Annotated in this window: 15 protein-coding genes and 1 tRNA gene; 2 read left to right on the forward strand and 14 right to left on the reverse strand. The window is 58.1% G+C overall.

Annotation, left to right across the window (positions count from 1 at the left end; all coding sequences use genetic code 11):
- Positions 1–156: 156 nt before the first annotated feature.
- Positions 157–360, reverse strand: coding sequence for a DUF1737 domain-containing protein (locus AC07R0_RS11565; protein WP_495104926.1), 204 nt, complete (start codon positions 358–360; stop codon positions 157–159).
- Between the two features lie 356 nt (positions 361–716).
- Positions 717–792, reverse strand: a tRNA-Arg gene (locus AC07R0_RS11570).
- A gap of 132 nt (positions 793–924) precedes the next feature.
- Here AC07R0_RS11570 and AC07R0_RS11575 point away from each other — a divergent pair.
- Positions 925–1,506, forward strand: a complete 582-nt coding sequence (locus AC07R0_RS11575; protein WP_495104927.1) for a c-type cytochrome — start codon at positions 925–927, stop codon at positions 1,504–1,506.
- Between the two features lie 90 nt (positions 1,507–1,596).
- Here AC07R0_RS11575 and AC07R0_RS11580 read toward each other — a convergent pair whose 3' ends face one another.
- From AC07R0_RS11580 to AC07R0_RS11635, 12 genes are all read right to left on the reverse strand, one after another.
- Complete coding sequence (locus tag AC07R0_RS11580) at positions 1,597–2,145, reverse strand: DUF2946 family protein (RefSeq protein WP_495075808.1); 549 nt, start codon at positions 2,143–2,145, stop codon at positions 1,597–1,599.
- 20 nt (positions 2,146–2,165) lie between these two features.
- Complete coding sequence (locus tag AC07R0_RS11585; RefSeq protein ID WP_495104928.1) at positions 2,166–3,164, reverse strand: YheT family hydrolase; 999 nt, start codon at positions 3,162–3,164, stop codon at positions 2,166–2,168.
- A gap of 55 nt (positions 3,165–3,219) precedes the next feature.
- Positions 3,220–3,669, reverse strand: coding sequence for a YybH family protein (locus AC07R0_RS11590; protein WP_495104929.1), 450 nt, complete (start codon positions 3,667–3,669; stop codon positions 3,220–3,222).
- A gap of 169 nt (positions 3,670–3,838) precedes the next feature.
- Positions 3,839–4,255 carry a F0F1 ATP synthase subunit epsilon gene (locus tag AC07R0_RS11595; RefSeq protein ID WP_495075805.1) on the reverse strand — a complete coding sequence of 139 codons (417 nt, stop codon included), beginning with the start codon at positions 4,253–4,255 and terminating at the stop codon, positions 3,839–3,841.
- A gap of 82 nt (positions 4,256–4,337) precedes the next feature.
- A complete protein-coding gene (atpD, locus tag AC07R0_RS11600) occupies positions 4,338–5,765 on the reverse strand; it encodes a F0F1 ATP synthase subunit beta (RefSeq protein WP_495104930.1) in 1,428 nt (475 codons plus the stop codon).
- A 60-nt stretch (positions 5,766–5,825) separates the two neighbouring features.
- Positions 5,826–6,701, reverse strand: coding sequence for a F0F1 ATP synthase subunit gamma (atpG, locus tag AC07R0_RS11605; protein ID WP_495075803.1), 876 nt, complete (start codon positions 6,699–6,701; stop codon positions 5,826–5,828).
- A gap of 20 nt (positions 6,702–6,721) precedes the next feature.
- Positions 6,722–8,275: a F0F1 ATP synthase subunit alpha gene (gene atpA / locus AC07R0_RS11610; RefSeq protein WP_495075802.1), complete on the reverse strand. Its 1,554-nt coding sequence runs from the start codon at positions 8,273–8,275 to the stop codon at positions 6,722–6,724.
- A gap of 75 nt (positions 8,276–8,350) precedes the next feature.
- A complete protein-coding gene (locus AC07R0_RS11615; RefSeq protein WP_495075801.1) occupies positions 8,351–8,881 on the reverse strand; it encodes a F0F1 ATP synthase subunit delta in 531 nt (176 codons plus the stop codon).
- A 14-nt stretch (positions 8,882–8,895) separates the two neighbouring features.
- Positions 8,896–9,366, reverse strand: coding sequence for a F0F1 ATP synthase subunit B (locus AC07R0_RS11620; protein WP_495075800.1), 471 nt, complete (start codon positions 9,364–9,366; stop codon positions 8,896–8,898).
- A 38-nt stretch (positions 9,367–9,404) separates the two neighbouring features.
- Positions 9,405–9,650: a F0F1 ATP synthase subunit C gene (gene atpE, locus AC07R0_RS11625; protein ID WP_058721792.1), complete on the reverse strand. Its 246-nt coding sequence runs from the start codon at positions 9,648–9,650 to the stop codon at positions 9,405–9,407.
- A gap of 51 nt (positions 9,651–9,701) precedes the next feature.
- Positions 9,702–10,601 carry a F0F1 ATP synthase subunit A gene (atpB, locus tag AC07R0_RS11630; RefSeq protein WP_495104931.1) on the reverse strand — a complete coding sequence of 300 codons (900 nt, stop codon included), beginning with the start codon at positions 10,599–10,601 and terminating at the stop codon, positions 9,702–9,704.
- A 13-nt stretch (positions 10,602–10,614) separates the two neighbouring features.
- The gene (locus tag AC07R0_RS11635) at positions 10,615–11,088 is read right to left on the reverse strand and encodes an ATP synthase subunit I (protein WP_495104932.1); all 474 of its coding nucleotides are present in this window, start codon (positions 11,086–11,088) and stop codon (positions 10,615–10,617) included.
- Positions 11,089–11,447: 359 nt separating this feature from the next.
- On the opposite strand from AC07R0_RS11635, the gene AC07R0_RS11640 reads away from it, so the two are divergent.
- Positions 11,448–12,338, forward strand: a complete 891-nt coding sequence (locus AC07R0_RS11640) for a D-amino acid aminotransferase (protein ID WP_495104933.1) — start codon at positions 11,448–11,450, stop codon at positions 12,336–12,338.
- Positions 12,339–12,340 lie beyond the last annotated feature (2 nt).

The raw sequence follows: 12,340 nt of genomic DNA on the forward strand, positions 1-12,340 counted from the left end.
ACTCAGTCCCATCGAATACCGGGCGAGCCTCGGAATAACGGCATAAACCAGTCCAAGTTTTACGCCGCACCCCCGCTGACACGAGATCACCTCTTGCCGATTGCGTTGTCACGCTCACCAAAATCGACCGCACACAGCACATTACAAGAGCGGATTTCAGCTCTGAGCAATTGAAGATTCGATCGTCGGCCAGATGATCGCCTGAGCGACGATTACGCTCTGCCCATTGAACGTTGCGGAGGGTGAGCCATAGAGTTTGTACCCCAGGGCAATTGCCTCACTTACACGCCTGCAGAACGTGGCGTCATCTACGCCGGTGAGGATGCGGTAGGCCGGGAGACCTTCGGGAGGGGTTTGCATTTGGATCAATTCCTGACTTCTGCGGCACGACATGCTACCCGACTACAAAATCATGCGGCTCGCCTGCACGTGTTCGCTACCGCACTTGAGGCTCTCAATTCCCACGTAAGTCTCCCCTCGTGCTGTTGAGATGCTGTACTAGAGACTGACCGACACCATACGGACATTAGCATCGGTGGTGTGGTGATTGCCCCGCTGGTAGCAGCGTTAATTCCAAGAATTCAATGTCCCATGAATAGGCCTCCATCGCTTGAAGGCACCCTGAATTCTGATCGCGCGCTGCGTAGTCAAAAATAGGACGACGCAACGCGGCGATAGCCCACGCTACACAGAACGTCAGCGAGGGGAATACTCATTGGTGCGGCTGGCGGGGATCGAACCCACGACCCTTGGCTTCGGAGGCCAATACTCTATCCACTGAGCTACAGCCGCAACGCAGGCGATTGTAGCCGCTGCGTACGAGGCCTTGCGCAGATACCCGGACGCCGCGCGAGACAAGGCCGGGCGAGGGGTGACGGGTATACTCGCGCGTTGAACAAAGCCCCCGATTTTTTTGAGGACATCATGAGCGCCAATTCCCACGATCATGCGGCCGAAGAAGCCCACACCGGCCCCATCAAAAACCCCAAGCAATTGCTGGTGGCGGTCTTCTTCTCGTTCGTTGTGCCTATTTTTGCCATCATTGGCCTGGTGTACTTCGTAGTGTCCGCCGCCAAACCTGCGGGTACCAATAACGAGGAGTCCATGACCCTGGGTGGCGTGACCGAGCAATCGCAAAACATCGCGGTCGCACAGCGCATCCAGAAGGTGGGCGTGGTCGAAATTCGCGACGCCAACCGCGAACTCAAATCGGGTGAAGAAGTGTTCAAGGCACAGTGCACCACCTGCCACAGCGCAGGCGTTGCTGGGGCTCCCAAATTCGGCGATGCCGCCGCCTGGGGTCCGCGCATTGCCACCGGTTTTGAATCGCTGCTGCATTCCGCGCTGACCGGCAAGGGCGCCATGGGCGCGCAGGGCGGCGGCGACTTTGAAGATACCGAAGTGGCCCGTGCCGTGGTGTATATGGCGAATGCAGGCGGCGCCAAATTCCCAATTCCCCAGAAGCCTGCGGCTGCGGCATCCGAACCAGCAGAAGCTGCGAAGTAAGCCGAGATTCCGGCACATCCGATAGGCCGGTATAACCGGCCTTCTTATTATCAAAATAGCTGTCAGCGCAGGATTTACCTGCGCTGACAGCTATTTTTTATGTAGCACCTGAGGACTCAGAACATACCCAAAACGGGCCGGCAGTTCTTGCGTCTCAAACGGCTGTGGCACCCACAGCCCCTGCTCCACCGCTTCAGCAGCAAACCCCATGTCCAGGCTGTGCACCAGACCGAAACCGATATCGGTCTCCAGATAAACACGCCCCTCGCCGTCGAGCACGCAACGCTGCACACGGGCCGCCTTGCCGGTATGGGCAATGACCGAGAAGTCGGGATGCACCCGCCATACCAGCGGCGCCACTTCCAGCTCCACATACACACGCTGCGGGCCATTCTGGAAAAACCACTGCCCGGCCGCATCGGCCTCGTAGTTGCGTTGAATGAAGTCGATCAGCTTGGTATGTTGCAAGCGGCTGCCTTTGCTGAGCGCATTGCCACCAGCAGATGCCGCAAACGGCCCCGCCGCCTGGGCCGCGTCGTCACGCATGTACCAGCTGCCGCGGGCATCCAGGCCCAGCCAGCCGTAGCAGTCGGGCACGTTCGGCCATTTGGCGATGGCTTGTCTGACAATGTCGTCCATGGCTTCAACCGCTCCCCGGCTCAGGCCTGGCTGGCCTGCAGCAACCATCCACCCACGGCATCCGGCAGGCTGCGCACATGGCCCGGAATCGGCCCTTGCGGAAAACCGACATGGCCGCCGTGCGCTGGCTGCCAAAGGGTGACGTGGTCGCCCACTGCGTCCTGGTGAGGCAAGCTCCATACCGGGACAAAAGGGTCGTTCATGGCGTTCACCACCAGGGCAGGAATCTGGATGCGTGCCAGGTGCGGCTTGGCCGATGCGCGGGCCCAGTAATCTTCCGTGCTGCTGAAGCCATGCAACGGGGCTGTGAACACGTTGTCGAACTCATAGAGGTCACGGGCCGCCAGCATCGCTTCGCGGTCAAATAGGCCCGGGTGCTGGTCCAGCTTTTGCAGGGCCTTGGGCTTCATGCTGCGCAGAAACATGCGGGTGTACACCTGCCGGTTCAGACCCCTGCCTATGGCCCAGCCTGCAGCCGCGAGATCCAGCGGCGCGCAGACCGAAGCCACCGCGCGCACGATGCGGCCGGCGCGCTCGCCCATTTCCTCGGCCCAGCGTAGCAAAGCATTACCGCCAAGCGACACGCCGACCGCAATGATCTCGCCCTGGTGGCGTGCCTTGAGGCGCTTCAAGACCCAGCCGATCTCCTCGTAGTCGCCCGAGTGGTAGGCGCGAGGCGCCAGGTTCAGCTCGCCGCTACAGCCCCGAAAGTGCGGTACTGCATAGCCCATGCCGTGGGCTCGCGCGTAGTCGCCAAAAGCCTCGGAATAGTGGCTGGAGGACGAACCTTCCAGACCATGGAACAGCACCAGCAAGGGGCGCACATCCTCGCTGAGCGCGGGATCGGCCACCATGGCCGGTGGGTCACAGAAATCGACATCCATGAAGTCCAGGTCGGGAGTGATCCAGCGTTCGCGCCTGAAGCGCAAAGACGGCCCAAACACCCGACGCGAATACAGCGCCGGCCAAATGGTCTGCGCGTGGCCACTGGGCAACCACCAGGGTGCTACATAATTCATAGCACACCTCGTAGGTGAAATGTGCGGCAGAAGCCTAAAAGCTTTACGGGACACATCAGTGCAGCACCTGGGGTGCGCCACTGCTTTCCTGCATCTCCAATCCAGTGCCGGGGCTGGCATAGTGGGCCACCATGCGCCAGCCCTGGGCCGTCTTGTGGTAAACATTGGTGGCAATGGCAAAGGCTTGGCGCGGTCCGTCGGCTGTCATGACGTCAATACTCTCGACGACGTTGTGCATGGCACTTCCCAGCGATTCAACCTTGCGCACCTGTAGAGGCGTGGCGCGGATACTGCTCTGCGCAAACATGGCCTCGAAGGTCGTACGCACAGCCGCCACACCCACCACACGCAGTCCGCCTGGATGCACGCAGACCACATCGTCCTCGTCGGCCCAGCAGGCCATCAGCTTGTCGATGTCGCCGTTTTGCAAGGCCTCGTAAAAAGCAGCTTCCGTATCGTCAGCACTGCCACCTATGGTGGCGGCGTGCAGCTTGGCTTTGGACATAAAACGCACCCGCGTGGAACAAGCTTTGATTTTGCCCTGCTTTACGCGAGCTGCGCGCATCGTCGCAACCAGCGCAAAACATGGATCGGTGGCCGGAGGGTATCCTGGCCGACGCGCACAAAAAAGCCGCTCGAAAGCGGCTTTGTGAAGATCGTCGTCCTTTTGAGGATCAACGCTTTTGGCGAAACTTGCGCAGAGCAGAAATCTGGGCCGCCATGATGGCAAGCTCGGATTGCGCCTTGGCGATATCCAGTTCACCCTTAGCATTGCGCAGCGCGTCTTCGGCTGCGGCCTTGGCCGTGTTGGCTTTTTCTTCGTCCAGATCCTTGCCGCGAATGGCGGTGTCGGAGAGCACGGTCACACAGTTGGGTTGCACTTCCAAAATGCCACCGGCCACGAAAATGAACTCTTCTGTGCCGTCAGCCTTTTCGATGCGAACCGAACCGGGCTTGATCCGGGTGATCAGCGGGGTGTGACGTGGGTAAATGCCCAGCTCGCCAGACTCACCTGGCAAAGCCACAAACTTGGCTTCGCCGGAGAAGATGGAGGCTTCGGCACTGACAACGTCCACATGAATGGTCGACATACGTTTCCTTTGGGGTCAGCGTGTTGAAGGGAAAAGGCAAGACGCTGGCAGAGCCACAACGGCACTGCCCACGCCCAAGACATTAAACCTTCTTGGCCTTTTCAATGGCTTCGTCGATCGTACCGACCATGTAGAACGCTTGTTCTGGCATGTGGTCGCATTCGCCGCTGACAATCATCTTGAAACCACGGATGGTTTCCGACAATGGCACGTACTTGCCGGGCGAACCGGTAAACACTTCGGCCACGTGGAAAGGCTGGCTCAGGAAACGTTGAATCTTGCGGGCGCGGGCCACAGCCAGCTTGTCCTCAGGAGCCAAGTCATCCATACCCATGATGGCGATGATGTCGCGCAGTTCACGGTAGCGCTGCAGCGTACCTTGCACAGCACGGGCCGTGTTGTAGTGGTCTTCGCCAACGACCAGCGGGTCCAGCTGGCGGCTGGTCGAGTCGAGCGGATCGACCGCAGGGTAGATACCCAGCGAAGCGATGTCACGGCTCAACACCACGGTGGAATCCAAGTGGGCGAAAGTCGTTGCAGGCGATGGATCGGTCAAGTCATCCGCCGGCACGTATACGGCCTGGATGGAGGTGATCGAACCGACCTTGGTCGAGGTAATACGCTCTTGCAGACGGCCCATTTCCTCGGCCAGGGTAGGCTGGTAGCCCACAGCGGAAGGCATACGGCCCAGCAGTGCGGACACCTCGGTACCGGCCAAGGTGTAGCGATAGATGTTGTCCACAAAGAACAGCACGTCACGGCCTTCGTCACGGAAGGATTCCGCAATGGTCAGACCGGTTAAAGCCACGCGCAGACGGTTGCCTGGGGGTTCGTTCATCTGACCGTAGACCATGGCCACTTTGGACTCAGGCAGGTTTTCCAGATTCACCACACCGGAGTCGGCCATCTCGTGGTAGAAGTCGTTCCCTTCACGGGTACGCTCACCCACGCCAGCAAACACGGACAAGCCGCTGTGCGCCTTGGCGATGTTGTTGATCAACTCCATCATGTTCACGGTCTTGCCCACACCAGCACCACCGAACAGACCGACCTTACCGCCCTTGGCGAACGGGCAGATCAAGTCAATCACCTTGATGCCGGTTTCCAGCAGTTCTTGCGAAGGGCTGAGTTCGTCGTAGGCAGGAGCCTTGCGGTGGATGGTGGCGGTCAGTTCCTGGCCGACAGGACCACGTTCGTCGATGGGCGAACCCAGCACGTCCATGATGCGGCCCAGGGTGGCCTTGCCCACGGGAACCGTAATGCCAGCGCCGGTGTTGTAGACCATCAAGCCGCGGCGCAGGCCGTCGGAAGAACCCAGCGCAATGGTACGAACGATGCCGTCACCCAATTGCTGTTGCACTTCCAGGGTCAGCGCGGAGCCTTCCATTTTCAGTGCGTCGTAAATGCGGGGCATGTGGTTGCGTGGAAATTCCACGTCCACCACGGCGCCAATACACTGGACAATTTTTCCCTGAACGCGGGCGTTCACTTCTGCATTTTCTTGAGCCATGTTTGCTCCAATAAATTGAATCTTTAAATCGACCGATGACTAACCGGGGCGGTTGGCTGTTTAAACAGCCGCAGCACCTGCCACAATTTCGGACAGCTCTTTGGTGATCGCTGCCTGACGGGTCTTGTTGTAGACCAGTTTCAGCTCGCCAATCACACTACCTGCGTTATCCGTAGCAGCCTTCATGGCGACCATGCGCGCAGCATGTTCCGAAGCCATGTTTTCAGCGACCGCCTGGTAAGCCAGCGCTTCGACATAACGCACCAACAGGTCGTCAATTACCGATTGCGCATCCGGTTCGTAGATGTAGTCCCAGGCATGCGCACCTGCAGCCTTGGTTTCCGCTAGCATCTTGGAAGCCGACAAAGGCAGCAACTGCTCAATCACCGGCTCTTGCTTCATCGTGCTGACAAACTTGTTGTAGACCAAATGCACGGCACTGATTTCGCCCTTTTCATAGGCGTCCAGCAAAACCTTCAGCGGTCCGATCAGCTTGTCCAGATGCGGTTTGTCGCCCAGATGGGTGACATGGGACACCACCTTGGCACCAATACGAGTCAGGAAGCCCAAACCCTTACCACCAATGGCCACCGCTTGCGCACTATTGCCCGCAGCCTGCGAGTCACGCAGCTTGATGGTCAAGGCGCGAAACAGATTGGTGTTCAAACCACCGCACAAACCTTTATCGGTCGTGATGACCACAAAACCTTCGGCTTTGGCGCCGTTGGTTTGCATATAGGTATGCACGTACTCTGGATTCGCCTGACCCAGGTTTGCAGCGATGTCACGGATCTTCTCGCTGTACGGACGTGCTGCGCGCATCCGCTCCTGCGCTTTACGCATCTTGGAAACAGAGATCATCTCCATCGCCTTGGTGATCTTCTTGGTGTTTTCCACCGATTTGATCTTGCTGCGTAGTTCCTTGCCTGATGCCATGGGTGGCTCCTAGTTTGGAATTAAGCGAACGTCTTTTTGAACGCTGCCACAGCGGCGAGCAATTCAGCCTCAGCTTCCTTGTCCAACGCCTTGGAAGCTTCAACCTTGGACAACAAGGCAGCGTGTTTGTCTTTGAGGTAGCCGTGCAGGCCGTGCTCAAACGCCAACACCTTCTTGACCGCGATATCGTCCATGAAGCCCTTGTTCACTGCGAACAGCGTGGCGCCCATCAAGGAGATGGACAGCGGGCTGTACTGGGCTTGCTTGAGCAGCTCGGTCACGCGGGCACCGCGGTCCAATTGCTTGCGGGTGGACTCATCCAGGTCAGAAGCGAACTGGGCGAAAGCCGCCAATTCACGGTACTGCGCCAGGTCGGTACGGATACCGCCGGACTGGCCCTTGATGATCTTGGTTTGTGCTGCGCTACCCACGCGAGACACCGAGATACCGGCGTTGATCGCGGGACGGATGCCAGCGTTGAACAACGAGGTTTCCAGGAAGATCTGGCCGTCGGTAATCGAAATCACGTTGGTCGGAACGAAAGCAGACACGTCACCGGCTTGCGTTTCAATGATAGGCAGAGCCGTCAAAGAACCGGTCTTGCCCTTGACTTCACCCTTGGTGAAGGCTTCGACGTAGTCGGCGTTCACGCGGGCGGCACGTTCCAGCAAGCGGCTGTGCAGATAGAACACGTCGCCAGGGTAGGCTTCGCGGCCTGGTGGGCGACGCAACAGCAAGGACACTTGACGGTAGGCCACGGCTTGCTTGGACAAGTCGTCGTACACGATCAGTGCGTCTTGGCCGCGGTCACGGAAGTATTCACCCATGGTGCAACCGGAGTAGGCGCTGACGTACTGCATGGCAGCCGATTCAGAAGCCGAAGCCGCCACTACAATGGTGTATTCCATCGCGCCAGCTTGTTCCAGAGCGCGCACCACGTTCTTGATCGACGAGGCCTTTTGGCCAATCGCGACGTAAACGCAGGACATGTTCTGTCCCTTTTGGTTGATGATGGCGTCGATAGCCACGGCGGTCTTACCTGTCTGGCGGTCGCCAATGATCAGTTCGCGCTGGCCACGACCCACAGGCACCATGGAGTCGATCGACTTCAGGCCGGTCTGCATGGGCTGGTCCACCGACTTACGGGCGATCACGCCCGGTGCGACCTTTTCGATCACGTCGGTGAGCTTGGCGTTGATAGGACCCTTGCCGTCGATAGGCTGGCCCAGTGCGTTCACCACACGGCCCAGCAATTCGGGGCCGACTGGCACTTCCAGAATACGACCCGTGCACTTCACGACGTCGCCTTCGGAAATGTGTTCGTATTCGCCCAAGATCACGGAACCGACCGAGTCGCGTTCCAGATTCAAGGCCAGGCCGTAGGTGGGTTGACCGTCGCTGCCGGCGGGGAATTCCAGCATTTCGCCTTGCATCACGTCGGACAGACCATGAATGCGGCAAATACCGTCAGTCACGGACACCACGGTGCCCTGGTTGCGGATGTCAGCCTGAGCCGTCAAGCCTTCGATACGGCTCTTGATCAGTTCAGAAATTTCTGCGGGATTGAGTTGCATGACTCTTTCCTTCTCTTTCTTTGGTTAGCAAACAACCGGAGCCACGGGCTCTGGCCGAAAACGCTGGCTCCGACCTTAGGCGGTCAGGGCCAATTTCATATGTTCCAGGCGGGCTTTGATCGAAGTGTCCAGCACCTCGTCACCCACCACGACGCGAATTCCGCCAATCAACTCCGGCTCTAACGCTACGGTGAGATTGAGCTTCCGTCCAAAACGCTTTTCCAAGGCTGAAGCCACGCCCGCCAAGGCCGCTGCATCCATCGCAAAGGCACTGAAGACCGTTGCATCGGAAGAGCCGCCCACCGCATTTTTCAATGCGCGGAACTGGGTAGCAATCTCGGGCAGCACGCTCAGGCGGCCGTTTTCAATGACCAGCTGCAGAAAATTCTTGGCAGCTTCTGGCAAGACCGACTTGGCCACACCAGCAATCACTTCAAACACCTGACCGGCTTCCACCTTGGGGTTATCGGCAAACTGCAACAGCTGCGAATTACCTGCAATTGCAGCCAATTCATCAAGCCATGCAGCTGTACCGGCCAAGTCGGACGCGCTTGCCTTGAACAGCGCTTCTGCGTAAGGACGGGCAATGGTTGCTATTTCAGCCATGGTCGTTCTGCCGCTCAGAGTTCAGTTTGGAGTCGGTTCAGCAAATCCGCATGGACACCGGCATTGACTTCCTTGCGGAGAATCTGCTCGGCACCCTTAACGGCCAGTGCGGCGACCTGCTCACGCAGTGCTTCACGGGCTTTCACGGTTTGCTGCTCGGCTTCGGCACGGGCTGCGGCGACGATCTTGTTGCCTTCTTCCGTCGCACGGGCTTTGGCTTCTTCGATGATGGCCTGGGCACGGCGGTCGGCATCAGCCAGACGCGATGCGGTCTCGGTGCGCGACTTGGCCAGTTCTTCTTCCACGCGCTTGTTGGCGCTGGTGAGTTCAGACTTGGCTTTATCGGCGGCGGCAAGACCGTCAGAGATTTTCTGCGCCCGCTCGTCCAGTGCCTTGGTAATGGGAGGCCACACGAACTTCATCGTGAACCACACCAGAATCGCAAAGACAACGGCCTGCAGGAACAGGGTTGAATTAATGTTCACGGCTTAATTCCTTTCGGTCGTGAAAGGTCGGCCAAAAATTAAATCGCGAAAGGCTTGGCGAAAGCGAACAGCAGGGCAATAGCCACGCCGATCAGGAAAGCCGCGTCGATCAGACCGGCCAAAATGAACATCTTGGTTTGCAATTCGTTCATCAGCTCAGGTTGGCGAGCCGAAGACTCGAGGAACTTGCCGCCCATCAAAGCGATACCGATGGAGGCACCCAGCGCGCCCAGACCAACGATCAAACCACAAGCCAAAGCGACGAGACCCAGAATGTTTTCCATGATTGCTCCTAAAAATTACAGGTAAAAGAAAAAGAAAAGCGAAAACGAACCTTAGTGCGCCTCATGGGACTGGCCCACGTAAATCAGCGTCAGCATCATAAAGATGAAGGCTTGCAAGGTGATCACCAGAATGTGGAAGATGCTCCACGCTGCTCCAGCGATAACATGCCCAACACCCAGCCAGAACCCGCCCACCAGGGGGTTGAACTGCCAGGCCCACGTGCCGCCCATCAAGGCGATCAACATGAATACCAATTCACCAGCGAACATGTTGCCGAACAACCGCATGCCGTGCGAAACCGTTTTTGCCAAGTACTCGATCACTTGCATCAGCAAGTTGATGGGGTACAGGAACCAGTGGTCACCGAATGGCGCTGCCACCAATTCGTGCGCCCAGCCGCCCAAGCCCTTGATCTTGATGTTGTAGACCAGGCAAACAAACAAAACGCTGACTGACAGACCCAGGGTGGTCGACAAGTCGGCCGTGGGCACCACCCGCATGAACGCATGGTGTGCATCATTGCCAGCGGATACGTAGGCATGCTCCCACAGCTTGGGCAACAAATCGACCGGCAGCATGTCCATGCCGTTCATCATGAAGATCCAGACAAAAACGGTCAGCGCCAAAGGAGCAACCAGCTTGCGACTTTTGGCGTTGTGGATCACACCCTTGGCCTGCGTATCAACCATCTCAGACAGGATTTCAACCGCGGCCTGGAAACGACCGGGTACGCCGGGCGTAGCCTTGCGCGAGGCGCGCCACAAAAAGAAGCACCCAACGATACCGAGAATGATCGAATACAGCACGGAGTCCAGATTGAACAAGCTGAAATCCACGATATGGCTTTGCTTGACGCTCTGGAACGAAAAGTCTCTTTGCAAATGCTGCAAATGGTGAACGATATATTCGCCGGCCTTCGGGCCTTCTGTAGCAGCGTGTTCAGTCGACATATTTAGCAGTCCATCAATTATGTTGAGCCGGATGTGGGCGTTTGGAGCGGAACATAAGCGCCAACCAAACCACCTTCATCGTCACTACAAAGCTGGCCACCAGGGCCAACCAATTTAAATCCGTGACCCATTTCGGTGCCGCAAACAACATTGCGACGGTCAAAATGATCTTCACCAATTCCCACACAAAAAACCCCAGCATCGCAGCACCCGGCACAGCCCGCGCTAAACGTCCCGTGACGCCGCGCGCAAAAACCGCAGCAGGCAACACCACCGAAAGTGCGCCATAAGCGGCTGACCACCCCATGCTGGACTTGCCCGTCAGAAGCCAAGCTGCCATTGCAACCAGACATCCCGCCAGACTTTGCCCCATCAGCACCCGCCACATCGACAGTGGCGGATTGCGCCTGCGCCACTCTTGCGCCTCGGCTGCCGTCAGGGGCTTGAAACCCTCGTCTTGCTCCCCATCTTCTTGGTCAAAGGTCATTGTTCACCTGTTTTATGACACCCAGGTTTACCCTGAACAATTTAGCAAAGCCTACTATTATATGTAGAAACTGCTGGCGACCAAATGACAATGACGGAGTGTGAGAAAAGGCCTGTTTTACGCAAGCTTTACACAGATCGTACCCGTCGCGGCTGGCGCCAGGCTTACACGCACCCGCCGGGGGCAGATTGTGCCCTTATTCGGTGCATGCAAAACCCTGAAGCCCCTGAATCAATCCGGCCTCTCGCACAAGCACCAGGCCAACACCGCGTTTAGCGTATCCACGATTGGCGAGGCCCGTGCGTGAACTGCTCGCAGGAACAGTCCAAAATAGCCCCCTTAGCTTCTCCTTCCACTCCATGCATTCCCTGCCCGACTTTCCCTGCTACCTCAACGGCAACTACACACCGCTGTGCGACGCCAAGATCAGCGTCATGGACCGCGGCTTCATCTTCGGCGATGGCGTCTACGAGGTGGTACCGGTCTATGCCGGTCGCCTGTTCCGCTTTGAGCAGCACATGGCGCGGCTGGACCGCAGCCTAGCCGAGCTGCGCATACCCAACCCGCACACGCACGAGGCCTGGCATGCGATTGCTTCCAAATTAATAGCAGCACGCGCAGAACATACCAGCACCGAAGGCACAAAGACCTCACACAACAACCAACTGGTGTACATCCAGGTGAGCCGTGGTGTGGCCATGCGCGACCATGCCATGCTGGCCGATATGCAGCCCACGGTCTTCGCCATGGCCAACACCATGAACCTGCCCTCGGAAGCGCAGCGCCGCCTGGGCGTGATGTGCGTCACCGCCGAAGACTTCCGCTGGGAAAAGGCCCATATCAAAAGCACCAGCCTGTTGGGCGCGGTGTTTGCCCGGCAAATTGGCGTGGATGCGGGTGCGGTGGAAACCGTGATGTTCCGCGACGGCTTTCTGAGCGAAGCCGCCTCCAGCAATGTGTGGTTGGTCAAGGACGGCGCGGTCTACGGCCCGCCCAACGACAATCTGGTACTGGAAGGCATACGCTACGGCCTAATCGCCGAACTCTGCCAGGCCCAAGGCATTCCCTTCACGCTGCGCCGCATCAGTCGTGATGAGGTGCGGGCCGCAGACGAGCTTCTGCTATCCAGTGCCACCAAGGAAGTCCTGGCCATCACCAGCCTGGACGGCCGGCCGGTTGGCAACGGCCAGCCCGGGCCGGTCTACCAAAAACTGTATGCGGCATACACCGCCGCCAAAGAAAGCCTTTGAAC

Source organism: Rhodoferax sp. GW821-FHT07F03 (assembly GCF_059418745.1).